Genomic DNA, 24,900 nt, shown 5'->3' with positions numbered 1-24,900 from the left:
TGTTAGATGGCGGCACCATTCCCATGCCCCTCGAGGAAAAGCCAATGGCAGACGATGACAACAGCAACGGTGCGGCCAGCCCCACCCTTTCGATCCTTGCGCAATATACCAAGGATCTCTCCTTCGAAAATCCGGGTGCACCGCGCTCGCTGCAGGCCCGCGACAAGGCGCCGACGATCAACATCAATGTGAACGTCAACGCCAATCCGCTTTCGGATACGGATTTCGATGTCGTGCTGTCGCTGAATGCCGAAGCCAAGGACGGCGACAAGACGGTGTTCCATACCGAGCTCGCCTATGGCGGTGTCTTCCGCGTTGCCGGTTTCCCGCAGGAACACATGCTGCCGGTTCTCTTCATTGAGTGCCCGCGCATGCTCTTCCCCTTCGCCCGTCAGATCATCGCCGACGTCACCCGCAACGGTGGCTTCCCGCCGCTGATGATCGACCCGATCGACTTCACGCAGATGTTCGCTCAGCGCGTTGCCGAAGAACAGGCCCGTGCCAAGGTTCAGGCCGTTCCGAACTGATCGGATTTTTTCGGTTCAGAGATGCGGATGCCCGGGCAAGTCCCGGGCATTTTCAATTGAGGCCGGTTTAATTGAGGCTGGCGTATTTCGCCCAGATGCCTTTTTCACCGAGCTTGGCGACGAGCGCCTCATGCGCCTGCGCCTCAGACGGGCTGAGGCGGGGGGCGAGCGGTCGAGGCCGCTCGAGCACCGATGCCATCACCACATCCTCTTCCTCCGCCCCGTCGCCGCGACCGTTCTGGCCTGACGTCGCGGTCATGCTCAGGCCGAAAGCTGCCTGCCTGCCGCCGATCATCTCGATATAGACTTCGGCGAGCAGTTCGGAGTCGAGCAGCGCGCCGTGTTTGGTGCGGTGGGAATTGTCGATGCCGTAACGCCGGCAGAGCGCGTCGAGCGAATTTGGCCCCATCGGATGTTTGCGCCGCGCCATCGACAGGGTATCGACCACCCTCTCCGGCAGGATCGGCGGTAAACCGATCCGCGCCAATTCGGCGTTGATGAAGCCCATATCGAAAGTGGCGTTGTGGGCAATCCACTTCGCATCGCCGAAGAAGGCAAGGATTTCTTCGGCAACGTCTGCGAAAGGCTTCTTGTCCTTCAGGAACTCATCGGTAATGCCGTGCACAGCGAGCGCATCCGGATGAACCTTCTGGTCTCCAGGATTGATGTAGATATGGATGACGTTGCCGGTCGGGAAATGGTTGAACAGTTCGATGCCGCCGATTTCGATGATGCGGTCGGCGCGGTTGTCGAGGCCGGTGGTTTCCGTATCGAAGATGATCTCACGCATTCCGGAAATCTCCCTTGGCAATCCGTATTTTCAGGTCGGCGATAATCTCGAGCACCCGTTCCTTCGTCTCCGCGATACTGCCGCTGCTGTCGATCAGATAATCCGCCCGGCGCCGTTTTTCCGCGTCCGGCGTTTGGCGCGAGAGAATCATCTCGAATTTTTCCTCGGTCATGCCTTCGCGCGCAAGCACCCTCTCGCGTTGAATCTGTGGACCGGCGCTGACAACGACGACGACATCCACTCTTTCCCAGGCATTGGTTTCGAAGAGCAGCGGAATATCAAGGACGACCATCTCGGCGCCGGCGCCGCGCTGCCGCTTTAAAAATTCCGTCTCGCGTTTGCGCACCAGCGGATGGACGATCGCTTCCAGGCGTTTGAAGCCATCGGGATCAAGCGCCAGTTGGCGGCCGAGTTCGCGCCGGTCGACCGTTCCATCCTTCATCGTGCCGGGAAAGGCGGCATCCACCAGGGGTGCAGCCTCGCCTGCATAGAGATCATGGACCACGGCATCCGAATCATTCAGCGGGATCCCGGCCTCGGCAAAGAGCTTGCCTGCTGTCGATTTTCCCATTCCAATGGAGCCGGTCAGTCCGATCTTCAGCATCAGTGAGCTTCCATATCGGCGATGATCAGAGCGCGCAGTGCCGCGTCGACGACAGGACGCTTGCCGAACCATTTTTCGAATCCCGGCACGGCCTGATGCAGCAGCATGCCGAGACCATCGACCGTGGAAAATCCTTGCTCTTCTGCCTGTGCCAGGATCGGCGTCTTCAACGGGATGTAGACGATGTCGGTGACGACGGCATCGGCTGCAAGCGGGGTGAAATCGAGCTGCGGCGCCGCCTCGCCATCCATGCCAAGCGAGGTGGTATTGATGAAAAGGCCGGCTCCTTTCATGACCTCGGCAAGCGCATCGGCCGGATGCGCCTGAACCTTCGGACCGAAGCGATCGGCCAGTTCACGGGCGCGTTCGACGGTGCGGTTGACGACGTGGATCGTCTGGAAACCGCGGTCACGGACCGCCTGGATGATCGCCCGGCTGGCACCGCCGGCGCCAAAGACGACCGCGGTGTCGTGCCGGTCCCAGCCCGGATGGCGTTCGTCGAGATTGGCGGTAAAGCCGCGGCCGTCGGTATTCGTCGCATGCAGGATACCGTCTTCCAGCCAGAGCGTGTTCGCGGCGCCGAGTTCGCGCGACAGTTCGTCCGGCTTGTCGGCGAGGCGGAACGCCAGTTCCTTGTGGGGAATGGTGACATTGCCGCCGGTAAAGCCGGAACTACCGTCCTTCATCGAAGCGATGAAATCGGCAAAGGCCTCGGGTGCGACTTCGTGGGCGCGGTAGCTGCCCGGCAGGCCAAGCGTCTTCAGCCAATATCCATGGATCAACGGCGAGCGCGAATGCTTAACCGGAAAGCCCGTGACAAACGCTTTCGGCCCGAATGTTTCACGTGAATCACCCATCGATCGCTCCGAGGTCGCGCAATTTTTCCAGAAGAGGCAGCATCGGCAGGCCGAGAATGGTGAAATAATCACCCTCGATTTTCTCGAAGAGCTGAATGCCCTCCCCCTCCAACTGATAGGCGCCGACGCTCGAAAGCGCTTTGTCGCCGACCCGCGCCAGGTGCCCGGCAATGAACTCGGCCGTCAACGGCCGCATGGTCAGTTCCGCATGGGCGAGATGTTGCCACAGGACGACGCCGTTGCTGACGATCGCAACGGCGCTGTTCAACCGGTGTGTCACGCCGGAAAGGGCCTGAAGATGGTTGGCGGCGTCGGTCATATCGCGCGGCTTGTGGAAGACGCGGTCGGCGAGCGACATCGTCTGATCCGAACCGATGACCAGGCTTTCCGGAAAACGGCTGCTGACATCTTCGGCCTTGGCCATGGCGAGGACAAGGGCGACGGCATCCGGCGTTGCGCCGGCGTTTTCCAACGGCGCCTCGATTGTCCGTTCATCGATCCTTGCGGCATGCGCCTCGAAGGATAAACCGGCGTTTTCCATCAGCATTCGCCGAAAAGGGCTCGACGATGCAAGGATGAGTTTCTGCGTCATGGGTTCCTCGAAGCTCCGGCTGCCGGTCAGCGCTTAGCGCAGCTTCGGGCGCAGGGCAACGATTGCCGCGGCGGTTTCCTCGATGGAGCGGCGGGTCACGTCGATCAGCGGCCAGTTGTGGCGGGCGCAGAGCGAGCGGGCATATTTCAGCTCCTCGGAAATCGCGGCACGATCGGTATAGTGTTCACGATCGAAGCCATGCGTTGCGCCGAGTATGCGATTTTCCCGCACCTGGGAGATTCGGTCGGTGGTGGCGATCAGGCAGACGATCAGCGGTTTGGTCGCAGTGAACAGGCTCTCCGGCAACGGCACGCCGTAAACGATCGGAATGTTCGCCGTCTTGATGCCGCGGTTGGCGAGGTAGATGCTGGTCGGTGTTTTCGACGTGCGGCTGATGCCGATGATGACGACATCGGCGTCATTATAACCGTCCGGCATCTGGCCGTCGTCATGATCCATGGTGAAATTCAGCGCTTCGATTCGGGCGAAGTAGCCGGCATTCATCACATGCTGGGCACCGACCCGACGGCGCGACGGGGCGCCGAGATAGATCTGGAACGCATTCATGACCGGCTCCAGCACGTTCACCGAGGCAACGCCCATCTCGACGCAGCGCTCATCGATCAGGCTCGCAAGCTCCCGGTCGACGATCGTATAAAGCACGATACCGGGGGCGTCATCGATCGCCTGCAGAACCGGCAGCAGCTGCTTGCGGTTGCGGATCAGCGGATAGACATGTTCGATCGGCTGTGCGGCTCTGAACTGCGCCGATGCGGCGCGACCGGCGGAGATCAGAGTCTCTCCGGTTGAGTCAGAAATCAGATGCAGATGAAAGAAGTTCGTTCTGTTCTCCACGCTATTTTCCGCTGCCTGTTGAAAACACTGGATGAAACAGAGCTAAGGCGGCGAGGCAGGTCCCGGCAAGGGAAAACATGCCCCCTTATCCACATTTCGAATTTTGCCGATCGGTTTCGGCATGCCCTGTGGACAATGTGGAGCAGGTCGATTTGTCGAGACGAGGTCCACAGCTTATCCACAGCGGCGGAAAAAATCGTCCGTCCGGAAGGATCTGGAATCATTTTCAGATTCGGCTTCTCCCCAAACTTTCGACAGAATAGCGAAATCCTTCCGATATTTTTTGCGGGCACGCGACAAATGGCATCGGTGGTGGATGGATTTTAATCCTTGATAGACACCGACTCTAAGAAATAGAAACCTTTTAAAATATCTTTGATTTTTTATAGGGAAGAAGCGCTTGAGCGACACGCGCCGAAAGATCATGAGGGTTCTCGATGGCGAAAGCCTCTCCCCTCCTCCTCTCTGGCTGATGAGACAGGCGGGACGCTACCTTCCGGAATATCGAGAGACGCGGGCAAAGGCCGGAAGTTTCCTCGATCTCTGCTACACACCCGATTACGCCGTCGAAGTGACATTGCAGCCGATCCGCCGTTATCGCTTTGACGCAGCCATCCTGTTTTCCGATATCCTTGTCATTCCCGACGCGATGAAGCGGAACGTCCGGTTCACCGAGGGGCATGGACCGGAAATGGATCCGATCGATGAAGCTGGTATCGGGCGATTGAACGGGGAAGAGGTTGTCGATTATCTCAGACCGGTTCTGGAGACGGTCCGACGGTTGCGCCAGGAGCTGCCGACCGAAACCACGCTGCTCGGCTTCTGCGGCGCGCCCTGGACGGTTGCGACCTATATGATCGCCGGACACGGCACGCCGGATCAGGCCCCCGCCCGTCTGTTCGCCTATCGCTATCCCCGCGCCTTCGAACATCTGCTGATGCTGCTTGCTGATGTCTCGGCCGATTATCTCGTCGCTCAGATCGATGCCGGCGCGGATGCCGTGCAGATCTTCGATTCCTGGGCGGGCGTTCTCGGTGAGAGGGAGTTCGAGGCGTTCGCGATCCGGCCGGTTGCCCGAATGATCGCTTCGGTCAAATCGCAGCGGCCGCAGGCGCGGATCATCGCCTTCGCCAAGGGCGCCGGTTACCAGCTGAAAAACTATCGTCAGAAGACCGGCGCCGATGCGATCGGCCTCGACTGGTCGGTGCCGTTAGCCTTTGCCGCCGAACTTCAGAAGGACGGGCCGGTTCAGGGCAATCTCGATCCGATGCGCGTCGTTGCCGGCGGCCGGGCGCTGGAAGAGGGTATTGACGATATTCTGCAGCATCTCGGCCGTGGACCGCTGATCTTCAATCTCGGCCACGGCATCACGCCGCAGGCCGACCCCGAGCATGTGCACCTGCTGGTCGATCGGGTACGCGGCGGACGCGTGGGCGGCGAGTGATGACGGAAAAGCAGACCGATCGACGAACGGGCGTCTACGCCCGACGCCGCGCGCATTTTGCGGTGGCCTTCTTTGCGCTGATGGCGGTCGGGCTTTTTGTCTGGAACCCCGATAATCTCTATCTCTGGATCAAGGCGCTGCACATCATCGCGGTGATTTCCTGGATGGCCGGGTTGTTCTATATGCCGCGGCTGTTCATCTACCACACCGATGCCGAACCGGGTTCGGTGCAATCGGAAACCTTTAAGGTGATGGAGCGCCGGCTGCTGCGAATCATCATGACGCCGGCGATGATGCTGACCTGGATTTTCGGCCTCTATCTCGCCTGGTCGGTCTATGGATTCCAGGGCGGCTGGCTGCATGCGAAGATCGGCCTCGTCGTGCTCTTGACCGGTGTTCATATGTTCTTCAGCCGCGCAGTCAGAGCCTTCGAACGGGATGAAAATCGCCGTTCCGCGCGCTATTGGCGGTTCATGAACGAGGCGCCAACCTTGCTGATGATCGTCATCGTGATCCTCGTCGTGGTGAAGCCTTTCTGAGGCGGAATCGCCCTCAGGTTAAATTTGCTTCATTTTAAGCAGCCCCCTTGCGGCGGCGATCACGAGTCGCTATTTTCCGCGCATCTCATCTACGTGGCATGTGTGTAGAGTTCAGTCGTCTGCGAGCCCTTCGCAGTACCGAAAACGACCCAACATCGCCTTTCCCCTTCGAAATTGAAAAGAGTATTGGTCACTTCATGGCTGAAATGAAGCTTCAGGAACTTAAGAGCAAATCCCCGACCGATCTTCTGGCTTTTGCCGAATCGCTCGAGGTCGAGAATGCCAGCACGATGCGCAAGCAGGAGCTGATGTTTGCCATCCTCAAGATGCTCGCCAGCCAGGATGTCGAGATTATCGGCGAAGGTGTCGTCGAGGTGCTGCAGGACGGGTTTGGCTTCCTGCGTTCCGCCAATGCAAACTACCTGCCGGGTCCTGACGATATTTATATCTCCCCGTCGCAGATCCGCCGTTTCTCGCTGAAAACCGGCGATACCGTTGAGGGACCGATCCGTGGACCGAAGGAAGGCGAGCGCTATTTCGCGCTGCTGAAGGTCAACACCATCAATTTCGACGATCCGGAAAAGATCCGTCACAAGGTTCACTTCGACAATCTGACGCCGCTCTATCCGAACGAGCGCTTCAAGATGGAACTCGATATTCCGACCTCCAAGGATCTGTCGCCGCGGGTGATCGACCTGGTGGCACCGCTCGGCAAGGGCCAGCGCGGATTGATCGTCGCGCCGCCGCGCACCGGTAAGACCGTGCTGCTGCAGAACATCGCGCATTCGATCACGGCAAACCATCCGGAATGCTATCTTATCGTCCTGCTGATCGACGAACGCCCCGAGGAAGTGACCGACATGCAGCGTTCGGTCCGCGGCGAGGTCATCTCCTCGACCTTCGACGAACCGGCAGTGCGTCACGTCCAGGTGGCGGAAATGGTCATCGAAAAGGCCAAGCGCCTTGTCGAGCATGGCCGCGACGTCGTCATCCTGCTCGATTCGATCACCCGTCTCGGCCGCGCCTACAACACGGTCGTTCCCTCCTCCGGTAAGGTCCTGACCGGCGGTGTCGATGCCAATGCCCTGCAGCGCCCGAAGCGTTTCTTCGGTGCCGCCCGTAATATCGAGGAAGGCGGTTCGCTGACGATTATCGCGACGGCGCTGATCGATACCGGCAGCCGCATGGACGAAGTCATCTTCGAAGAGTTCAAGGGTACCGGCAACTCGGAAATCGTGCTCGACCGCAAGGTCGCCGATAAGCGTATCTTCCCGGCGATGGACATCCTGAAGTCCGGAACGCGTAAGGAAGACTTGCTGGTTCCGCGCCAAGATCTGCAGAAGATCTTCGTACTCCGCCGCATTCTGGCGCCGATGGGCACCACCGATGCGATCGAATTCCTCATCGACAAGCTCAAGCAGACGAAGAACAATTCCGACTTCTTCGACTCGATGAATACATAATCCTTAGCCGGATTCAGCCTAAGCGCCTCGCCAATTCGATCCATCCGGCGCGCTTTGGCTCTTTGTTTTAAACATGCCGTGTGGATTTTCCAGGCGGCATGCAAATGAGAGCTGGAGACATCGCCACGATGTCGCCAGCTTTTTCTATTTGAGAGGGATCGATTCGGATCCAACCCACGGACCAATGACATGGCCATGTTGACTGATACCATCTATGCGCTCTCGAGCGGGTCGCCGCCCTCGGGCGTTTCGATCGTGCGCATCAGCGGCCCGTTGACCCGGGAGCTGTTGACCAGGCTTGTCGGGTCGGTTCCGGCCGACCGGTATGCCGCCTACCGAACGATTCGGACTCGTAACGATCAACCGGTCGACAATGGTCTTGTGCTGTTTTTTCCGGCGCCGAACTCGTTTACCGGCGAGGATGTTGCCGAGTTGCAGGTCCATGGCAGCAGAGCCGTGTTGGCGGCTTTGTTTCACGCACTGGAGGATATTCCAGGTGTGCGGATGGCAGTCGAAGGCGAGTTCTCGCGTCGGGCCTTTGAAAACGGCAAACTTGATCTCCTCGAGGTCGAAGGCTTGGCCGATCTCATCGGCGCTGAAACCGAGATGCAGCGACGTCTTGCGATCGAACAAAGCGCCGGCGGTCTGTCAAAGATTTACGATTCGTGGGCGGAACGATTAACGCGTGCCCGGGCGCTGATCGAAGCAGAACTTGATTTTCCCGATGAAGACGATGTTCCCGGCTCGGTGTCGGACATGGTCTGGACCGATATCGAGACGCTTCGCAGCGAGATCGAAGATCACCTGGCCGCGGCTTCGGCAGGCGAGATCATCAGAGACGGCTTCAAGATTGTCATTGCCGGTGCGCCGAATGCCGGGAAATCGAGCCTGCTGAATGCGCTGGCACGTCGTGAGGTGGCGATCGTGACGGAGATCGCCGGAACGACCCGCGATGTTCTCCAGGTTGATCTCGATATCGAGGGTTACCTCGTCAAGCTCTACGACACTGCGGGGCTTCGTGACGCCGAAGATCGGGTCGAAATGGAAGGTGTGCGTCGCGCCCGCGTGGCGCTGCGTGACGCCGATCTGGTTTTATTGCTGGTCGACATGGTCAATCCGTTGATCCCGGACGACTTGGACCCGTCCTCTACGCATGTTACTGTCGGCACGAAAAAAGATCTCGTAGATGTCGGCACGGATCAATATGATCTGCAAATCTCGACCGCGACAGGCGATGGTTTGCCGGAATTGCGTCGGCTGATCGGCGATATTGTCGCCAGGCGTTTCGGGGGTCTTTCCATGGCCATCCCCAGCCGGCAGCGGCATAAGGATTCGCTAGCGAAATGTTTATCGGCGCTAGACGCGGCGATCTCGAAACCGGACGTTGATCTTGAGTTGCGGACCGAACAGCTTCGAAGTGCGGCCGACTATCTGGGTAGGATTACCGGAAGAGTCGATGTCGAGCAGTTGCTCGGAGTGATCTTCTCGGAGTTTTGTATCGGGAAATGATTCACGTGAAACCATCACCCTTCCGGTTTCACGTGAAACGTCTGCCGGAGTGGAGTTTGATATGACTGATAATGTCTACGATGTGATTGTCATCGGCGGCGGCCATGCTGGCTCGGAGGCGGCCAATGCGGCTGCGCGTCTTGGTGCGAAAACCGCGCTGGTGACACATAAACGGGATACGATCGGGGTGATGTCCTGCAATCCGGCGATCGGCGGGCTTGGCAAAGGCCATCTGGTTCGCGAGATCGATGCGATGGACGGGCTGATGGGTCGTGTGGCCGATGCCGCAGGCATTCAGTTCCGGATGTTGAACAAGAAGAAGGGCGCCGCGGTGCGCGGTCCACGGACGCAGGCCGATCGAAAACTCTACCGTCTGGCCATGCTGGCGGCGATCGAAGCGACAGCCGGCCTTGATATCGTCGAGGGCGATGCCTTCGATCTGGACATTGCTCATGGACAGGTCACCGGCGTCATCATGAAGGATGGCCGTACCCTGAGGGCGCCGGCGGTGGTTTTGACGACCGGCACCTTCCTGCGCGGCCTCATACACATCGGTTCAGAGAAGACACCTGCCGGCCGTGTTGGTGAGGCCCCGTCGATCGGGCTGTCGGCCACCCTGGCTCGGCTCGGCCTGCAGCTGGGGCGGCTGAAAACCGGAACGCCGGCGCGGTTGGATGGAAAGACGATCGACTGGCAGGCCGTGGGGCGTCAGGGAGCGGATGAAGACCTTGTCCCCTTCTCGTTCATGACGGATGCGATCACCACGCCGCAGATCGAATGCGGCGTCACCAGGACGACCGAAGCAACACACCGCATCATCGTCGACAACATCATGCGATCGGCGATGTATTCCGGACAGATCGAGGGTGTCGGGCCGCGGTACTGCCCTTCGATCGAAGACAAGCTGGTGAAATTCGGAGAGCGCGATGGCCATCAGGTCTTTCTGGAACCAGAAGGCCTCGACGATGATACGGTCTATCCGAACGGGATCTCGACCTCTCTCCCCGCAGAGGTCCAAGCCGCCTTTATCAAGACCATTCCGGGTCTTGAAACGGCGCGGATACTGCAACCGGGTTATGCAATCGAATATGATCATGTCGACCCGCGGGAGCTGATGCCATCATTGGAGGTCAAGCGGCTGAGGGGGCTGTTCCTCGCCGGACAGATCAACGGCACCACCGGCTACGAAGAGGCGGCGGCGCAAGGCTTGGCGGCCGGGTTGAATGCTGCATTGCGAAGCACCGATTCGGAACCGTTCCATTTCAGCCGGACCAGCTCCTATATCGGCGTGATGATCGACGATTTGACTTCGCATGGCGTTACGGAGCCGTACCGGATGTTTACATCGCGGGCGGAATACCGCCTGACTCTTCGCGCCGACAATGCCGATATGCGCTTGACCCCGCTGGCGATGCAGCTGGGCTGTATCAGCAGCGAACGCACACTGCGCTTCACGGCCTATCAGACGGATCTCGACGCCGGACGCGAGCTGTTGCAGTCCCTGGCGGTGACGCCGAACGAGGCTCGGCGCGCCGGTTTGAATATCAATCTGGATGGTCAGCGCCGTACGGCCTATGATCTTCTGTCTTATCCGAATTACGATTTCGCCGCACTTCGGCAAGTTTGGCCGGAGAGATTGGCCGAGATAGCGCCGAAGGTTGTGGATGCACTGGAAATCGAAGCGGGCTACTCGGTCTATCTTGATAGGCAGGCATCCGCCATCGTCGATCAGCAGCGCGACGAGGAACGGCAAATTCCGCTCGATTTCAATTACAGCGCCCTCTCCGGCCTGTCGAACGAACTCAAGGCGAAGCTGAATTCGGCGCGGCCATTCAGCATTGCCCAAGCCGCCGTTGTCGAGGGCATGACGCCGGCGGCCATCGCGTTGCTGCTCGTGCACCTGCGTCGCCTGAATTCTTCCGAGCGTCATACCGCCTGATTACCCGATTTGAGAGTCTTTTAGAATGGAATTAAACGGCTTGCGTGTTTCACGTGAAACACAGGAACGGCTCCAGCATTTCGCAACGCTCTTTCAGAAGTGGGCTAAAACCATCAATCTGGTGGCGCCGTCGACGCTCGACGATCTCTGGCGTCGGCATATTGCCGATAGCAGCCAGATTTTTCAAATTCATCCGGAGCCAGTCACCTGGGTCGACTTGGGCAGCGGCGGTGGCTTCCCCGGGGTGATCACGGCGATTTATCTGGCCGAATTGCAGGACGGGTGGGTCCATTTGGTCGAGAGCAATCACAAGAAGGCCGCGTTTCTGCGAACGGCGCTGCGGGAGACCAATGCGCGCGGCAGCGTGCACGCTATTCGAATCGAGGATGCGCCTACCGAGATTGGCGAATGCAACGCCGTCTCTGCCCGGGCCCTGGCGGATCTCGACGGATTGATCGCATATTCGGCCGCCTGGATGCTCGGCAACGAAAATTGCCGCGGCCTCTTTCATAAAGGCCGGGATTACCTGAGGGAAATCGACAAAGCACGTGGTCGCTGGGAATTCGATCTGTTAGAACATAGAAGCGCCGTCGAGCAGGAATCTGTTATTTTGGAAGTATCGAATCTCCGGCGCTTGGTTTAACAGATCGGATATTGCGGCAATGGCTGGCGAACGACATCGGATTATCACCATCGCAAATCAGAAGGGTGGCGTTGGCAAAACCACCACAGCAATCAATCTGGCAACGGCGCTGGCTGCCATTGGCGAGCGTGTCCTGATCGTCGATCTCGATCCGCAGGGCAATGCCAGCACCGGCCTCGGTATCGACCGTCGAGATCGCAAGCTCTCCTCTTATGACCTGATGGTCGGCGAGCGCGGTATTACAGAGGTGACGCTCGAAACAGCGGTGCCCAATCTCTTTATCGTCCCTTCGACGATGGATCTGCTCGGCGTCGAGATGGAGATCTCGCAGCAGAGCGATCGGGTATTCAAATTGCGCAAAGCCCTGTCCTCACCCGAGGCCACGGCATTTTCCTATATTCTTCTGGATTGCCCGCCCTCGTTCAATCTGCTGACGATGAACGCGATGGCGGCAGCGCATTCGGTGCTGGTGCCGCTGCAGTGTGAATTTTTTGCACTGGAGGGGCTGAGCCAATTGCTCGAGACCGTCAGCCAGGTTCGTCGAACGGTTAACCCGCGCCTGGATATTCAGGGGATCGTTTTGACGATGTTCGATGCGCGCAACAATCTTGCCCAACAAGTGGTCAATGATGTGCGTACGCATCTTGGCGAAAAGGTTTACCACACGTTAATCCCGCGCAACGTCCGGGTCTCGGAAGCGCCGTCCTACGGCAAGCCGGCCATTCTCTATGATTTGAAATGCGCGGGCAGCCAGGCCTATCTGCAGCTTGCCTCGGAGGTCATCCAACGCGAGCGCCAGAGACTGGCCGCGTAACTATCATTGCAGGGGTGAGTTTGGATCATGAATGACGATGTATCGAAAAGGCGATTGGGCCGTGGCCTTGCGGCGCTGATTGGCGAGATGGATCAGCCTGTCCCGGTGGAAGCCGAGCGGACGATCAGTGCCGACAGATTGATCCCGATCGAGTTCGTCAGCCGCAATCCCCGCAATCCTCGCCGTTTTTTCGATGACGCCGAGCTGCATGATCTTGCCAGTTCCATTCGTCAGCATGGCATCGTGCAGCCGATCGTCGTGCGAACGATGGAACGGGATCGATACGAAATCATTGCCGGCGAACGCCGTTGGCGCGCCGCCCAGCTGGCCGGGTTGATTGAAATTCCCGTCATTATCCGTGACGTCGATGACAAGACGGCATTGGAGATCGCCATTGTCGAAAACGTCCAACGAGCGGATCTCAATGCGCTTGAAGAAGCTCTGGGTTATGAGCAGTTGATTGCCGAGTATGGCTACACCCAGAACGACCTCGGTGAGATCATCGGCAAAAGCCGCAGCCATGTCGCCAACTCCTTGCGCCTGCTGAAACTGCCCGATCCGGTGCGCGATCTGCTGGCCGCCGGAAGCCTGTCGGCGGGTCACGCCCGCGCCCTTGTTTCCACCCCCGACCCGGCAAGCCTTGCCCGCACCATCGTTGCCAAAGGCATGTCGGTGCGCGATGCGGAAAGACTGGCGCAAAACAATATCAAAGCGCAATCCGAGCCGCAGCTGGCCGCCTCGCGACGCGATCAGAAGGATTCCGATACGCTCGCCTTAGAGCGAACGCTTTCCGACGCACTCGGCCTCGATGTCGCGATCAATCACAAGACCAGCGGCGGCCAGATCAAAATTTCCTACAAGTCTCTAGAGCAGCTCGAGGAAATCTGCCGCTTGCTTGAGAGGCGGTAGCCGAAGCCTAGCGCTTCAAACGTGATTGATAGGATCGCCCGCGAATTGCTTCATGCGATCCCGATCAACTCTGGGCACATGCGTTAGATCGGTTCAGGTTTTCACGGAAGCCGAACCGCTCTAACCTTTTGTTTTTACGCAATCCCGGACGGAAAGCCGCTTCGCACTTTCCTGGAATTGCCCTAGGCGGATTTCCGGCCGGATTGAAGGGTGGTAGCGAGCAGCGTCTGCATCGCAACGCTGTCTTCCAGCACCTGTCGCCGCCGGCTTTGCAGAATGGCGGCCTGCAGACGATTGGACTCACGAGCGATGCTTTCCGCGCTCCATTGGCGCAGCGCCTGTTCGATAATCGGCTTGCGGCGGAAATGCAGATGACGACCCATCGTCTGCATGATCTGGGGCGCCTGCAGGCGTTTTTCATCCATTTCTGCGCGCATTGTATCCAGAAGCTGAAACTGCTTCAGGCATGCCTGCAGGACGAGAAAGATCGCGGTTTTGGAGCTGCTGATCTTTTGCATGGCGTGGAGAAAACCGTTGAGATCGCCACTCAGGATGGCGTCGACCGCATCGTCAACGGAGATCGCGCTGGCGTCACCGATTATTTCGGTAACGTGATGTTCTTCCACCGTCTGAAGGCCGCGGCAATAGAGGGCAAGCTTGCGCACCTCGTTGCGTGAAGCGATGCGGTCACCGCCAATCAAAGCGATCAGCGCCTGGCGGGCGGCCGGCGTGATGCCGAGCTTCTCTCCACTTAATTCGGTATCGATCAGCGCATTCAAGGCGCGGCTGTCATCAGCATAAGACGGGATCGTCATGATCGATCGCGCGGCCTCGGCCGTCTTGCGCAGCAGGGAGCCCTTTTTCAGGTCACCGGCTTCCACGATCAGGTGGGCGGCTTCGAGCGGCTTTTCGGCCAGCTGTGCCAAGGGATCGACAAGATATTTTTCATTGGCGGCGCCGCGGATCCAGATCAGCTTCTCACCACCGAACAGTCCGATAGACTGGGCTTCGTCGACCAACCGTCCGGGATCCTTCTGCAGGTCGCCAATATCGAGTTTGGTCAGCGAGAAGGGATCATCAAGCGCAACACCGGTCTTGCCGGCAAGCTGACCGGCACGTTCAGAAACGAGACCGCGGTCGGGCCCGTAAATAACGAAGATCCGATAATTCCGCGCGGATTTCTGCAGGAAGGTTTCGAATTCGTGGGATTTTATCTCCGCCACATCTCCGCCCTCAACGGCTGAGCGCAGCGGCGATATCGGCTCCTACGAATTCCGCAACCTGATCCGCCGCACGGTTTTCCGCATCGCGGATCGCCCTTTGCTTGGCGAATTCCTGTTCGGGGAAATCCACCAGCGATGTGACCTGGCGGCTGCCGGCCTTGATGACATGGCTGTCGGCCGTGGCGCTCAGCGTGTACGCGACGTTGACAGTTACGCGGCCGGCTTTCGATGTATCGTCGGATTCCTGGAGCAGTGTGCTGGCAACGCTCGAGGTGGCGTGCATCTCGACCCGATATTGGGGATTTACCGCTTCGCCGGCACCGCGAGAGGCAAGGAAGATAAGGCGATTGCGCACCTGCTGCTCAACCCGGCTGCCTGCCTCGGAAAAGCCGACCGAGGAAAGCTTCTCAACGACACCGGAGCTCTCGGAATAAAGCGGCCGAACCTGGCAGGCAGAGAGAAAAGCCGTGGCGGCAAGGATCATGGCGATGCCGGCATTGCGGGCCAGCTTGCAAGCGATATCAGACGACAATGTTTACAATCCTTTGGGGAACCACGATGATCTTCTTCGGTGCCTGTCCGTTCAGCGCGTTCTTCACCGCATCGAGATCCAGCACGGCGTCGGTGACGGCATTCTGATCTGCATCGCGAGAAATTGTCAATTCAGCACGCTTCTTGCCGTTGATCTGCACCGGCAGGACGACATCATTTTCGATGACCAGCGTTTCGGCGTATCGCGGCCAGTCGGTCCGGGCAAGCAGCCCTTGATTGCCGAGGACCGTCCAGCATTCCTCAGCCAGATGCGGCGTCATCGGCGCAACCAGCTGGATCAGGATTTCGGCGGCATCGCGCACGGCGGCGCGATAGCGGACATCCCCCTCGCCCGCCGCAACCCTGGTCATCGGCGCGGCCAGTGCGTTGACCAGTTCATAGATCCGGGCGACGGCCTTGTTGAACCAGAGCTTGTCGTAATCGTTCTCGACGGCCTTCAGCGTCCTGTGGGCGGCCTGCGAGATCGACAGTGCTTCCCCCTCCGTTGCCGGCGCCGGCGCGACGGTGGAGAGCGCCTCTGCGGCTTCGGAAATCAACCGCCACAGACGCTGGGTGAAACGATGGGCGCCTTCGACGCCCGCCTCGGACCAGATGACGTCACGCTCCGGCGGAGAGTCGGAGAGAACGAAGAAACGGGCGGTATCGGCGCCGTAGGAGGCGATGATATCGTCGGGGTCGACGACGTTCTTCTTCGATTTCGACATCTTCTCGATCGAGCCGATCGCGACTTCCTCGCCTGATGTCAGCAGGAAAGCCCGGCGTTTGCCGTCAAGTTCGTCGATGCGGATATCGGCCGGCGCCACCCACTCCCGGCTGCCGCCGGCACCACGGCTATAGGTTTCATGCACCACCATGCCCTGGGTAAAGAGACCCTTGAAGGGTTCGCTGGCGGCGACATGGCCGGTCTCGCGCATGGCGCGGGTGAAGAAGCGGGAATAGAGCAGGTGCAGGATCGCGTGCTCGATGCCGCCGATATATTGGTCGACCGGCAGCCAACGGTTAGCCGCCTCAGGATCGGTCGGCCGGCCTTCCCAAGGTGCGGTGAAGCGGGTGAAGTACCAGCTCGAATCGACGAACGTGTCCATCGTATCCGTCTCGCGGCGGGCGTCCTTGCCGCAGCTCGGGCAGGAGACATGCCGCCAGGTCGGGTGACGGTCGAGCGGATTGCCGGGCTGGTCGAAGGTGACGTCGTCGGGCAGCTTGACCGGCAGGTCCTTCTTCGGCACAGGGACGACGCCGCAATCATCGCAATGGATGACCGGGATCGGGCAGCCCCAATAACGCTGCCTCGAAATACCCCAGTCGCGCAGACGGAAATTGACCTTGCGCTCGCCCTGCGGCGTATTACCGAGCGAAGCGGCCGACAGCTGGTCGGCAACGATATTGAAGGCTTCTTCCGTCGTCTTGCCGTCGAGGAAGCGTGAATTGATCATCACGCCATCGCCGTCATAGGCCGTGTCGCCGACGGAAAAGCTCGCTGCATCGCCATCCCTGGGCATAACGACGGCCACGACCGGCAGGTCATATTTCCGGGCAAAATCAAGGTCGCGCTGGTCGCCCGAGGGGCAGCCGAAGATCGCGCCGGTGCCGTAATCCATCAGCACGAAATTGGCGACATAGACCGGCAGCTCCCAGGAGGGATCGAGCGGATGGCGGACGCGGATGCCGGTGTCCATGCCCTTCTTTTCGGCGGTCTCGAGCGCGGCAAGCGAGGTGCCGGCGCGGCGGCACTCCTCGCAGAAAGCCTCGATATCGGCGTTCTTTGCGGCGGCATCCTTTGCCAGCGGATGATCGGCGGCAATCGCCAGGAAGGAGGCGCCGAACAGCGTGTCCGGGCGGGTGGTGTAAACCGTGATCTCGGTTTCACCGGCGGGGGCCGTTTCCGCCACGATCTCCCAGCGAACCGTCAGGCCTTCAGAGCGGCCGATCCAGTTCTTCTGCATCAGCCGCACTTTTTCCGGCCACTGGTCGAGCGTATCCAGAGCGTCGAGCAGATCCTGGCTGAAATCGGTGATCTTGAAGAACCATTGCGTCAGTTCGCGCTGTTCGACCAGTGCGCCGGAACGCCAGCCGCGGCCGTCGATCACCTGCTCATTGGCGAGCACGGTGTTGTCGACGGGGTCCCAGTTGACCTTCGACTGCTTGCGGTAGACCAGGCCCTTCTCCAGGAAATCCAGGAAGAGATGCTGCTGATGCTGGTAATATTCGACGTCGCAGGTGGCGAATTCGCGGCTCCAATCCAGCGAAAGCCCCATGGCCTTCAGCTGTGCCTTCATCGAACCGATGTTCTGATAGGTCCAGGAGGCGGGGTGTACGCCGCGCTCCATGGCGGCGTTCTCCGCCGGCATGCCGAAGGCGTCCCAGCCCATCGGGTGCAGCACGTTGTAACCGCGGGCGCGCTTGTAGCGGGCGACGACATCGCCCATGGCGTAATTTCGAACATGGCCCATATGGATGCGCCCCGACGGATAGGGGAACATTTCCAGGACGTAGTATTTTTCGCGCGGATCTGAATTGTCGGTCTCGAAGACCTTGTCTTCATTCCATTTCTGCTGCCAGCGGGGCTCGGCATCGCGCGGATTATAACGTTCGGTGGCCATGGTATTCGAAATTCCGGAAAATCAGGGAGGTTGGTCGAGACCTTCACCATGAAACCACCGTAGCGTCAAGTTTTGCGCGCCGCTGCAAGCGCTTGATCTTCATCCCGGCCGGGCGATTTCGCGGCAACGGGTCTTGGCAAGCACAGAATGGCTGGCTAGTTCATTGCCAACACTCTCATGCTGAATGTCGAGGCAGAACGATGGAACTTCAAGAGCGCTTGGATGACGTGCGGTCGCGGATTGCCGCCGGGGAACGTCAGGCGGGTCGTCCGGCCGGCTCCGTTCGGCTCGTCGCGGTGTCGAAGACCTTCGAGGCGGAAGCAATCCGCCCGGCCATCGAGGCCGGCCAGCGCGTCTTCGGTGAGAACCGGGTGCAGGAAAGCCAGGGCAAATGGCCGGCGCTGAAGACCGAATGGCCGGATGTCGAATTGCATCTGATCGGACCGCTGCAATCGAACAAGGCGGCGGATGCGGTGGCGCTGTTCGACGTCATCGAGACGGTGGACCGGGAAAAGATCGCCCGCGCGCTTGCCGAGGAGATGAAACGGCAAGACAAGAGCCCGCGGCTCTACGTCCAGGTCAATACCGGGCTCGAACCGCAGAAGGCCGGCATCGCGCCTGACGACACGCCAGCCTTCGCAGCCCTCTGCCGCGACGAGCTCGGCCTTTCCATCGAGGGTCTGATGTGCATTCCGCCGGCGGAAGAAAATCCCGGGCCGCATTTTGCCCTGCTGGCGAAGCTGGCGCTCAAATGCGGCGTCGAAAAACTCTCCATGGGCATGTCGGGCGACTACGAAACGGCGATCGCCTTCGGCGCCACCAGCGTGCGCGTCGGATCGGCGATTTTCGGGGCGCGCTGATACTCTGCTTTGGTCGGGCTTCCCGTTCTCCCCGCTGCTGCCTAGATTGATATCGAGGCTTGCACATCCTGGGGAGGAGCAGATGCAGAACGGCTATCATCAGGTCTACGCGGCCTGGAAACGCGATCCAGAAGCCTTCTGGCGTGAAGCCGCCGCCGATATCGACTGGTTCAAACCGCCGGAGCGGGTTTTTTCACCGGATGCCGGCGTCTACGGCCGCTGGTTCGAGGGGGCGGAAACCAATACCTGTCACAATTGCCTGGACCGGCATGTGACCGCCGGGCGCGGCGGCGAGACGGCGGTCATCTTCGACAGCGCGATGACCGGCGAGAAGCGCCGTTTCACCTATAGCGAGGTGCTTGACGAGGTGAAGGCCATCGCAGCAGCGCTGGTCGATCTCGGCATCGGCAGAGGCGATCGTGTGATCCTCTATATGCCGATGGTTCCGCAGGCGGTGTTTTCGATGCTCGCCTGCGCCCGCATCGGTGCTGTCCATTCCGTCGTCTTCGGAGGCTTTGCCGCCAGCGAGCTTGCTGCCCGCATCGACGATTGCGGGGCGAAGCTGGTGATCACTGCGAGTTGCGGGCTCGAGCCCGGTCGCATCGTCGCCTATAAACCTCTGGTCGACCAGGCGATCGAGATCGCGCGTTCGAAGCCGGCGCGCTGTCTGGTGCTGCAGCGGCCGGAGCTTCGGGCCGATCTGGTCAGCGGCCGCGATCAGGATTTCGAGGCGGCGGTGGCGCAGCATCGCGGTGCCGAGATCGCCTGCGTCTCGGTCAAGGCGACAGATCCGCTCTATATCCTCTATACCTCCGGCACCACCGGCCAGCCGAAGGGCGTGGTACGCGACAATGGCGGCCACTTGGTCGCGCTCCACTGGTCGATGCGGAACATTTACGGCTTGAAGCCGGGCGAGGTCTTCTGGACGGCTTCGGATATCGGCTGGGTCGTCGGACATTCCTATATCGTCTATGCGCCGCTGATCTCAGGCGTCACCACCGTGATCTTCGAGGGAAAACCGGTCGGCACGCCGGATGCCGGCGCATTCTGGCGCGTTGTCTCGGAGCACAAGGTCCGCGTGCTGTTCACGGCGCCGACGGCGTTCCGAGCCATCCGCCGGGAGGATGGCGACGGCGAACTGATGCGCAAATATCCGATGCCGGATCTGCGGGCGCTGTTTCTTGCCGGCGAGAGGGCGGATCCGGAGACGCTGAAATGGGCGGAACGCATGCTCGCCATACCCGTCATCGATCACTGGTGGCAGACGGAGACCGGCTGGCCGATCGCCGCCAATCCGCTCGGCCTCGGCGCCCTTCCCGTCAAGCACGGTTCTCCGGCGCTGCCGATGCCCGGCTACGACATCGCCGTGCTCGACGATGCCGGCCATCCGATCGAGGCGGGAACGCTCGGCAATATCGTCATAAAGCTTCCCTTGCCACCGGGCTGCCTGCCGACCCTCTGGAATGCGGACGACCGTTTCCAGTCGGCCTATCTCGACGAGTTTCCTGGTTACTACAAAACCGCCGATGCCGGCTATGTCGACGAGGACGGATATCTCTTCATCATGTCGCGCACCGACGACATCATCAATTGCGCCGGTCATCGGCTCTCGACCGGGGCGATGGAGGAAGTCTGCGCCCGCCATCCCGATGTCGCCGAATGCGCGGTCATCGGTGTCATCGATGCGCTGAAGGGCCAGGCCCCGTGCGGTTTCCTGGTGTTGAAGCGGAATGTTTCGCGCGAGGTGACAGCCATCGAATCAGAAGTCGTTGCGATGATTCGCGATCAGATCGGGCCCGTCGCTGCCTTCAAGATGGCCATCACCGTTAACCGATTGCCGAAGACACGCTCCGGCAAAATCCTGCGCGGCACGATGCAGAAGATTGTCGACGGCATACCCTGGAAAATGCCGGCAACTATCGATGATCCAACGGTTTTGGAGGAAATTGCCGAGGCGCTGCGCCGGCGCGGCCTGGGCTCGCTGCCGATGTGAAATTAAACGTTCGGTAAGCCTCATTGAGGAATTGTTAACCATGTTGCGGCAAGCATTTGTTAACGGCAATGGCTTGCATAGCAGGCTTTGCATGATGCGACCGCCGTTACCGGCCTACTGCATAATGTCTTAAATCGGCATCGATTGATGGACAAATTATGCAGCAGTTGAAGCGCTACAGCGTCCTTTGCGCGTCTGAAAGACGCGCGGCGCTGCAGTCCGGATTGCCCCATTCTCAACGATTGTGGAACGGATCATGACAAGCATCCTTACCAACAACGCTGCCATGGCAGCGCTGCAGACTTTGCGCGGCGTAAACGACAGCCTCCAGGACACTCAGGGTCGCGTTTCCTCGGGTTATCGCGTCGAAAAGGCGGCCGACAATGCCGCTTACTGGTCGATCGCAACGACCATGCGTTCGGATAATAAAGCACTTTCAGCCGTCTCCGATGCCCTCGGCCTCGGCGCGGCCAAGGTCGACACCGCTTATTCGGCCATGGACAGCGCGCTCGACATCGTCAGCGACATCAAGGCGAAGATCGTCGCCGCCACGGAAAAAGGCGTCGACAAGACGAAGATCCAGCAGGAGCTCGACCAGCTGCAGGAACAGCTGCTCAGCATCGCCCAATCGGCGTCTTTCTCCGGTGAAAACTGGGTTGCCGGGGCTTCCGGCACGAAGAGCGTCGTCTCGTCCTTCGTCCGCGATGGCAGCAATGCCGTCTCCGTCAAGATGACGGATTACGTGCTCGATTCCGGCACGCTTGGAAACGTGCTCTTCGGCATGACGAGCACCGGGGCGATCGAGACGACCAGCGGCATTCTCGGCACGGCGTTCAACGGAACCTATGGCGGCACCGTCATCGTCATGGCGTCGATCTATGATCTCGACATTACCGGTTTCACCCAGGGCCAGCTCGATGGAGCCTTGACCGGTGTCGAACTGGTTCTCGGTGCCATGACCGCCGCCGGCTCGGCGCTCGGCTCGATCTCGACCCGGATCCAGCTGCAGGAAAATTTCGTCAGCGGTCTTCACGATTCGATCGACTCCGGCGTCGGCCGCCTGGTCGATGCCGATATGGAAGAGGAATCGAGCAAGCTCTCGGCATTGCAGACACAGCAGCAGCTGGCCGTCCAGGCGCTGTCGATCGCCAACAGCTCGGCGCAGAACATCCTCACCCTGTTCCGCAGCTAATTGGAAACAGGCAATCCGCAACAAAAAACCCCGCCGGTCAGCTCATACCGGCGGGGTTTTTCATGAGATCGTCGATCTCTCAGTACTGATCGTCGTCGTCTTCATCCTTCGGCGCCGAGCGCAGCGAGCTCAGCTTGCGGAAGACGGCGTCGGCGTCGATCTCCTTTTCCTTTTCTTCCTCGCGCTCGTAGCTCGGGCTCAGGCGCTCGGTTTCCTGGGCCGATTGCAGCGTCGCGCCAAGCTCGGCGGCGGTCGGCAGCGGACGGCCCTTGGAAGCCTTTTCCACTTCCATATCGAGATCGATCTGGCTGCAGAGGCCGAGCGTGACCGGATCCATCGGCGCCAGGTTGGCGGAGTTCCAGTGGGTGCGCTCGCGGATCTGCTCGATGGTGGATTTCGTGGTGCCGACGAGCCGGGAAATCTGCGCGTCCTTCAGTTCCGGATGGTTGCGAACGAGCCAGAGAATGGCGTTCGGACGGTCCTGACGCTTGGAAACCGGCGTGTAACGCGGGCCGCGGCGCTTGGATTCCGGCACCCGCACCTTCGGCTCGGAAAGCTTCAGCTTGTGGTTCGGATTGGCTTCGGCGCGGGCGATCTCGTCGCGCGACAGCTGTCCGGTCGAGATCGGGTCGAGGCCCTTGATGCCCTGCGCCGCTTCACCATCGGCGATCGCCTTGACCTCGAGCGGGTGCAGCTTGCAGAACTGCGCGATCTGATCGAAAGACAGTGCCGTGTTGTCGACGAGCCAGATGGCGGTCGCCTTCGGCATGAGCAGTGTTTGAGCCATGGATATAGTCCTTCTATCGTCCGCGCCGGTCGCGGTCCGTGGATTGTCACCACAATGTCCGGGAAATATGGCGCTATATAACCGCACTGTCGCAGAATTGCAATTCTTCCGAAATGAAATGACCTTCGTCTAATTGCCGCCACGATGCGAGCTGCTATGAATTGCCTTGATTTGAAATCCGGGCCCTAAGCAGACGCGGCCCGTCGCATGTCCCATGAGGAGGAGTTGCATGTCGGAGAAGATCTATCCGGTCACGAAGCCGGTGAAGGCGCGCGCCCTGATCGATAAGGAGAAGTACCTGAAATGGTACGAGGAAAGCGTCGAGAACCCGGACAAGTTCTGGGGTAAACACGGCAAGCGGATCGACTGGTTCAAGCCCTATAGCAAGGTCAAGAATACGTCCTTTACCGGCAAGGTTGCGATCAAGTGGTTCGAAGACGGCCAGACCAACGTCTCCTACAATTGCATCGACCGCCATTTGAAAACCAATGGCGACCAGGTGGCGATCATCTGGGAAGGCGACAATCCCTATATCGACAAGAAGGTCACCTATAGCGAGCTCTACGAGCATGTCTGCCGGACGGCGAATGTGCTGAAGAAACACGGCGTCAAGAAGGGCGATCGCGTCACCATCTACATGCCGATGATCCCGGAAGCGGCCTATGCGATGCTTGCCTGCGCCCGCATCGGTGCGGTGCATTCGGTGGTCTTCGGCGGTTTCTCGCCCGAGGCCCTGGCCGGACGCATCGTCGACTGCGAATCCACCTTCGTCATCACCTGTGACGAAGGTCTGCGCGGCGGCAAGCCGGTGCCGCTGAAGGATAATACCGATACCGCGATCCATATCGCCGCCCGCCAGCATGTTCATGTCACCAAGGTGCTGGTGGTGCGCCGCACCGGCGGCAAGACCGGCTGGGCGCCGGGCCGCGACCTCTGGTATCACCAGGAACTTGCCACGGTGAAGGCGGAATGCCCGCCGGTGAAGATGAAGGCGGAAGATCCGCTGTTCATTCTCTATACCTCAGGCTCGACCGGCAAGCCGAAGGGCGTGCTGCACACAACCGGCGGTTATCTCGTCTATGCGGCGATGACGCATGAATATGTCTTCGACTATCATGACGGCGACGTCTACTGGTGCACCGCCGATGTCGGCTGGGTCACCGGCCACTCCTATATCGTCTATGGGCCGCTCGCCAACTGCGCGACGACGCTGATGTTTGAGGGCGTGCCGAATTTCCCCGACCAGGGCCGCTTCTGGGAAGTCATCGACAAACACAAGGTCAATATCTTCTATACGGCGCCGACAGCGATCCGCTCGCTGATGGGGGCCGGCGACGACTTCGTCACCCGTTCCTCGCGTTCTTCGCTGCGCCTGCTCGGTACCGTCGGCGAGCCGATCAACCCGGAAGCCTGGGAATGGTATTACAATGTCGTCGGCGACAAGCGCTGCCCGGTCATCGATACCTGGTGGCAGACGGAAACCGGCGGTCACATGATCACGCCGCTGCCCGGCGCCATCGATCTGAAACCCGGTTCGGCGACGGTGCCGTTCTTCGGCATCAAACCGCAGCTGGTCGACAATGAGGGCAAGGTGCTGGAAGGGGCGGCCGACGGCAATCTCTGCATCACCGACAGCTGGCCCGGCCAGATGCGCACGGTCTACGGCGATCACGAACGTTTCATCCAGACCTATTTCTCCACCTATAAGGGGAAGTATTTCACCGGCGACGGCTGCCGGCGCGATGCGGACGGCTATTACTGGATCACCGGCCGTGTCGACGATGTGTTGAACGTCTCTGGCCATCGGCTGGGCACCGCAGAGGTCGAATCGGCACTTGTCTCACACCACCTGGTTTCGGAAGCCGCGGTTGTTGGTTATCCGCATCCGATCAAGGGCCAAGGCATTTATTGCTATGTGACGCTGATGGCCGGTCACGAAGGAACGGATACGCTTCGCCAGGAACTGGTGAAACACGTGCGTGCCGAAATCGGCCCGATCGCCGCACCCGACAAGATCCAGTTCGCGCCCGGCCTGCCGAAGACCCGCTCCGGCAAGATCATGCGCCGTATTCTCCGCAAGATCGCCGAAGACGATTTCGGCGCTCTCGGCGATACTTCGACGCTCGCCGATCCGGCCGTCGTCGACGATCTGATCGCCAACCGGCAGAACAAGCCGACCGCCTGATAGAGCGAGCCGCTCCGGGTTCC

Annotated in this window: 22 protein-coding genes; 13 read left to right on the top strand and 9 right to left on the bottom strand. The window is 59.9% G+C overall.

The features are described from left to right. The first annotated feature begins 44 nt into the window (after positions 1–44). Positions 45–527: a protein-export chaperone SecB gene (gene secB, locus RLEG4DRAFT_RS32620; protein WP_003583238.1), complete on the top strand. Its 483-nt coding sequence runs from the start codon at positions 45–47 to the stop codon at positions 525–527. Positions 528–594: 67 nt separating this feature from the next. Here secB and dnaQ read toward each other — a convergent pair whose 3' ends face one another. From dnaQ to RLEG4DRAFT_RS32595, 5 genes are read right to left on the bottom strand one after another with little or no spacing between them, the layout of a single operon-like run. Beyond that, positions 595–1,317 carry a DNA polymerase III subunit epsilon gene (dnaQ, locus tag RLEG4DRAFT_RS32615; protein WP_003583236.1) on the bottom strand — a complete coding sequence of 241 codons (723 nt, stop codon included), beginning with the start codon at positions 1,315–1,317 and terminating at the stop codon, positions 595–597. After that, on the bottom strand, positions 1,310–1,921 hold the full coding sequence (gene coaE, locus RLEG4DRAFT_RS32610) for a dephospho-CoA kinase (protein WP_003583234.1): 612 nt from the start codon (positions 1,919–1,921) through the stop codon (positions 1,310–1,312). The genes dnaQ and coaE overlap by 8 nt, the downstream gene beginning before the upstream one ends. Beyond that, positions 1,921–2,778 (bottom strand): shikimate dehydrogenase, encoded by an 858-nt coding sequence (locus RLEG4DRAFT_RS32605; protein WP_003583232.1) that lies wholly within the window; start codon positions 2,776–2,778, stop codon positions 1,921–1,923. Before RLEG4DRAFT_RS32605 ends, coaE begins: the two co-directional genes overlap by 1 nt. Then, positions 2,771–3,370, bottom strand: coding sequence for a Maf-like protein (locus RLEG4DRAFT_RS32600; RefSeq protein ID WP_003583230.1), 600 nt, complete (start codon positions 3,368–3,370; stop codon positions 2,771–2,773). The genes RLEG4DRAFT_RS32605 and RLEG4DRAFT_RS32600 overlap by 8 nt, the downstream gene beginning before the upstream one ends. A 33-nt stretch (positions 3,371–3,403) precedes the next feature. Further along, positions 3,404–4,225, bottom strand: a complete 822-nt coding sequence (locus RLEG4DRAFT_RS32595; RefSeq protein ID WP_003583228.1) for a pyruvate, water dikinase regulatory protein — start codon at positions 4,223–4,225, stop codon at positions 3,404–3,406. Positions 4,226–4,625: 400 nt separating this feature from the next. Between RLEG4DRAFT_RS32595 and hemE the strand changes: the two genes are divergently transcribed. From hemE to RLEG4DRAFT_RS32555, 8 genes are all read left to right on the top strand, one after another. After that, positions 4,626–5,669, top strand: coding sequence for a uroporphyrinogen decarboxylase (gene hemE / locus RLEG4DRAFT_RS32590; protein WP_003583226.1), 1,044 nt, complete (start codon positions 4,626–4,628; stop codon positions 5,667–5,669). Beyond that, complete coding sequence (gene hemJ, locus RLEG4DRAFT_RS32585; RefSeq protein ID WP_003583224.1) at positions 5,669–6,208, top strand: protoporphyrinogen oxidase HemJ; 540 nt, start codon at positions 5,669–5,671, stop codon at positions 6,206–6,208. Before hemE ends, hemJ begins: the two co-directional genes overlap by 1 nt. Before the next feature lie 197 nt (positions 6,209–6,405). Then, positions 6,406–7,671, top strand: coding sequence for a transcription termination factor Rho (gene rho, locus RLEG4DRAFT_RS32580; protein ID WP_003571435.1), 1,266 nt, complete (start codon positions 6,406–6,408; stop codon positions 7,669–7,671). A 189-nt stretch (positions 7,672–7,860) separates the two neighbouring features. After that, positions 7,861–9,180, top strand: coding sequence for a tRNA uridine-5-carboxymethylaminomethyl(34) synthesis GTPase MnmE (gene mnmE / locus RLEG4DRAFT_RS32575; protein ID WP_003583222.1), 1,320 nt, complete (start codon positions 7,861–7,863; stop codon positions 9,178–9,180). Between the two features lie 61 nt (positions 9,181–9,241). Further along, positions 9,242–11,119, top strand: coding sequence for a tRNA uridine-5-carboxymethylaminomethyl(34) synthesis enzyme MnmG (gene mnmG, locus RLEG4DRAFT_RS32570; protein ID WP_003583220.1), 1,878 nt, complete (start codon positions 9,242–9,244; stop codon positions 11,117–11,119). 25 nt (positions 11,120–11,144) lie between these two features. Further along, positions 11,145–11,762, top strand: coding sequence for a 16S rRNA (guanine(527)-N(7))-methyltransferase RsmG (gene rsmG / locus RLEG4DRAFT_RS32565; protein ID WP_003583218.1), 618 nt, complete (start codon positions 11,145–11,147; stop codon positions 11,760–11,762). A gap of 19 nt (positions 11,763–11,781) precedes the next feature. After that, positions 11,782–12,576, top strand: coding sequence for a ParA family protein (locus tag RLEG4DRAFT_RS32560; RefSeq protein WP_003583217.1), 795 nt, complete (start codon positions 11,782–11,784; stop codon positions 12,574–12,576). A gap of 27 nt (positions 12,577–12,603) precedes the next feature. Continuing rightward, the gene (locus tag RLEG4DRAFT_RS32555) at positions 12,604–13,485 is read left to right on the top strand and encodes a ParB/RepB/Spo0J family partition protein (RefSeq protein ID WP_003583215.1); all 882 of its coding nucleotides are present in this window, start codon (positions 12,604–12,606) and stop codon (positions 13,483–13,485) included. A gap of 182 nt (positions 13,486–13,667) precedes the next feature. On the opposite strand, the gene holA is transcribed toward RLEG4DRAFT_RS32555, so the two are convergent. From holA to leuS, 3 genes are read right to left on the bottom strand one after another with little or no spacing between them, the layout of a single operon-like run. After that, positions 13,668–14,708 (bottom strand): DNA polymerase III subunit delta, encoded by a 1,041-nt coding sequence (gene holA / locus RLEG4DRAFT_RS32550; RefSeq protein ID WP_003583213.1) that lies wholly within the window; start codon positions 14,706–14,708, stop codon positions 13,668–13,670. 10 nt (positions 14,709–14,718) lie between these two features. Next, positions 14,719–15,240 (bottom strand): LPS assembly lipoprotein LptE, encoded by a 522-nt coding sequence (locus RLEG4DRAFT_RS32545; protein ID WP_003583212.1) that lies wholly within the window; start codon positions 15,238–15,240, stop codon positions 14,719–14,721. Further along, a complete protein-coding gene (gene leuS / locus RLEG4DRAFT_RS32540; RefSeq protein ID WP_003583211.1) occupies positions 15,230–17,860 on the bottom strand; it encodes a leucine--tRNA ligase in 2,631 nt (876 codons plus the stop codon). The genes RLEG4DRAFT_RS32545 and leuS overlap by 11 nt, the downstream gene beginning before the upstream one ends. A gap of 200 nt (positions 17,861–18,060) precedes the next feature. Here leuS and RLEG4DRAFT_RS32535 point away from each other — a divergent pair, with 200 nt between their 5' ends. From RLEG4DRAFT_RS32535 to RLEG4DRAFT_RS32525, 3 genes are all read left to right on the top strand, one after another. After that, positions 18,061–18,720, top strand: a complete 660-nt coding sequence (locus tag RLEG4DRAFT_RS32535) for a YggS family pyridoxal phosphate-dependent enzyme (protein WP_003583210.1) — start codon at positions 18,061–18,063, stop codon at positions 18,718–18,720. An 82-nt stretch (positions 18,721–18,802) separates the two neighbouring features. Further along, complete coding sequence (locus RLEG4DRAFT_RS32530) at positions 18,803–20,713, top strand: propionyl-CoA synthetase (RefSeq protein WP_003583209.1); 1,911 nt, start codon at positions 18,803–18,805, stop codon at positions 20,711–20,713. 256 nt (positions 20,714–20,969) lie between these two features. Then, entirely contained in the window at positions 20,970–21,905 is a 936-nt protein-coding gene (locus RLEG4DRAFT_RS32525) for a flagellin (RefSeq protein WP_003583208.1), read from the top strand. 79 nt (positions 21,906–21,984) lie between these two features. Here RLEG4DRAFT_RS32525 and RLEG4DRAFT_RS32520 read toward each other — a convergent pair whose 3' ends face one another. Further along, positions 21,985–22,692 carry a DUF1013 domain-containing protein gene (locus RLEG4DRAFT_RS32520; RefSeq protein WP_003583207.1) on the bottom strand — a complete coding sequence of 236 codons (708 nt, stop codon included), beginning with the start codon at positions 22,690–22,692 and terminating at the stop codon, positions 21,985–21,987. 229 nt (positions 22,693–22,921) lie between these two features. Here RLEG4DRAFT_RS32520 and acs point away from each other — a divergent pair, with 229 nt between their 5' ends. Beyond that, on the top strand, positions 22,922–24,877 hold the full coding sequence (gene acs, locus RLEG4DRAFT_RS32515) for an acetate--CoA ligase (RefSeq protein WP_003583206.1): 1,956 nt from the start codon (positions 22,922–22,924) through the stop codon (positions 24,875–24,877). The last annotated feature ends 23 nt before the right edge of the window (positions 24,878–24,900 follow it).

This window comes from Rhizobium leguminosarum bv. trifolii WSM2297 (assembly GCF_000271845.1).
The sequence above is the reverse complement of the archived record's forward strand: the minus strand, read 5'-3'. Positions and strand labels throughout refer to the sequence as shown.

Bases quoted from the DNA above. Each gene is read 5' to 3' on its own strand.
- RLEG4DRAFT_RS32605 (WP_003583232.1), bottom strand. From the start codon at position 2,778: ATGGGTGATTCACGTGAAACATTCGGGCCGAAAGCGTTTGTCACGGGC.
- RLEG4DRAFT_RS32525 (WP_003583208.1), top strand. From the start codon at position 20,970: ATGACAAGCATCCTTACCAACAACGCTGCCATGGCAGCGCTGCAGACT.
- RLEG4DRAFT_RS32520 (WP_003583207.1), bottom strand. From the start codon at position 22,692: ATGGCTCAAACACTGCTCATGCCGAAGGCGACCGCCATCTGGCTCGTC.
- coaE (WP_003583234.1), bottom strand. From the start codon at position 1,921: ATGCTGAAGATCGGACTGACCGGCTCCATTGGAATGGGAAAATCGACA.
- dnaQ (WP_003583236.1), bottom strand. From the start codon at position 1,317: ATGCGTGAGATCATCTTCGATACGGAAACCACCGGCCTCGACAACCGC.
- RLEG4DRAFT_RS32535 (WP_003583210.1), top strand. From the start codon at position 18,061: ATGGAACTTCAAGAGCGCTTGGATGACGTGCGGTCGCGGATTGCCGCC.
- RLEG4DRAFT_RS32530 (WP_003583209.1), top strand. From the start codon at position 18,803: ATGCAGAACGGCTATCATCAGGTCTACGCGGCCTGGAAACGCGATCCA.
- RLEG4DRAFT_RS32560 (WP_003583217.1), top strand. From the start codon at position 11,782: ATGGCTGGCGAACGACATCGGATTATCACCATCGCAAATCAGAAGGGT.
- hemJ (WP_003583224.1), top strand. From the start codon at position 5,669: ATGACGGAAAAGCAGACCGATCGACGAACGGGCGTCTACGCCCGACGC.
- mnmE (WP_003583222.1), top strand. From the start codon at position 7,861: ATGGCCATGTTGACTGATACCATCTATGCGCTCTCGAGCGGGTCGCCG.
- rho (WP_003571435.1), top strand. From the start codon at position 6,406: ATGGCTGAAATGAAGCTTCAGGAACTTAAGAGCAAATCCCCGACCGAT.
- rsmG (WP_003583218.1), top strand. From the start codon at position 11,145: ATGGAATTAAACGGCTTGCGTGTTTCACGTGAAACACAGGAACGGCTC.
- secB (WP_003583238.1), top strand. From the start codon at position 45: ATGGCAGACGATGACAACAGCAACGGTGCGGCCAGCCCCACCCTTTCG.
- mnmG (WP_003583220.1), top strand. From the start codon at position 9,242: ATGACTGATAATGTCTACGATGTGATTGTCATCGGCGGCGGCCATGCT.
- RLEG4DRAFT_RS32600 (WP_003583230.1), bottom strand. From the start codon at position 3,370: ATGACGCAGAAACTCATCCTTGCATCGTCGAGCCCTTTTCGGCGAATG.
- acs (WP_003583206.1), top strand. From the start codon at position 22,922: ATGTCGGAGAAGATCTATCCGGTCACGAAGCCGGTGAAGGCGCGCGCC.
- RLEG4DRAFT_RS32555 (WP_003583215.1), top strand. From the start codon at position 12,604: ATGAATGACGATGTATCGAAAAGGCGATTGGGCCGTGGCCTTGCGGCG.
- leuS (WP_003583211.1), bottom strand. From the start codon at position 17,860: ATGGCCACCGAACGTTATAATCCGCGCGATGCCGAGCCCCGCTGGCAG.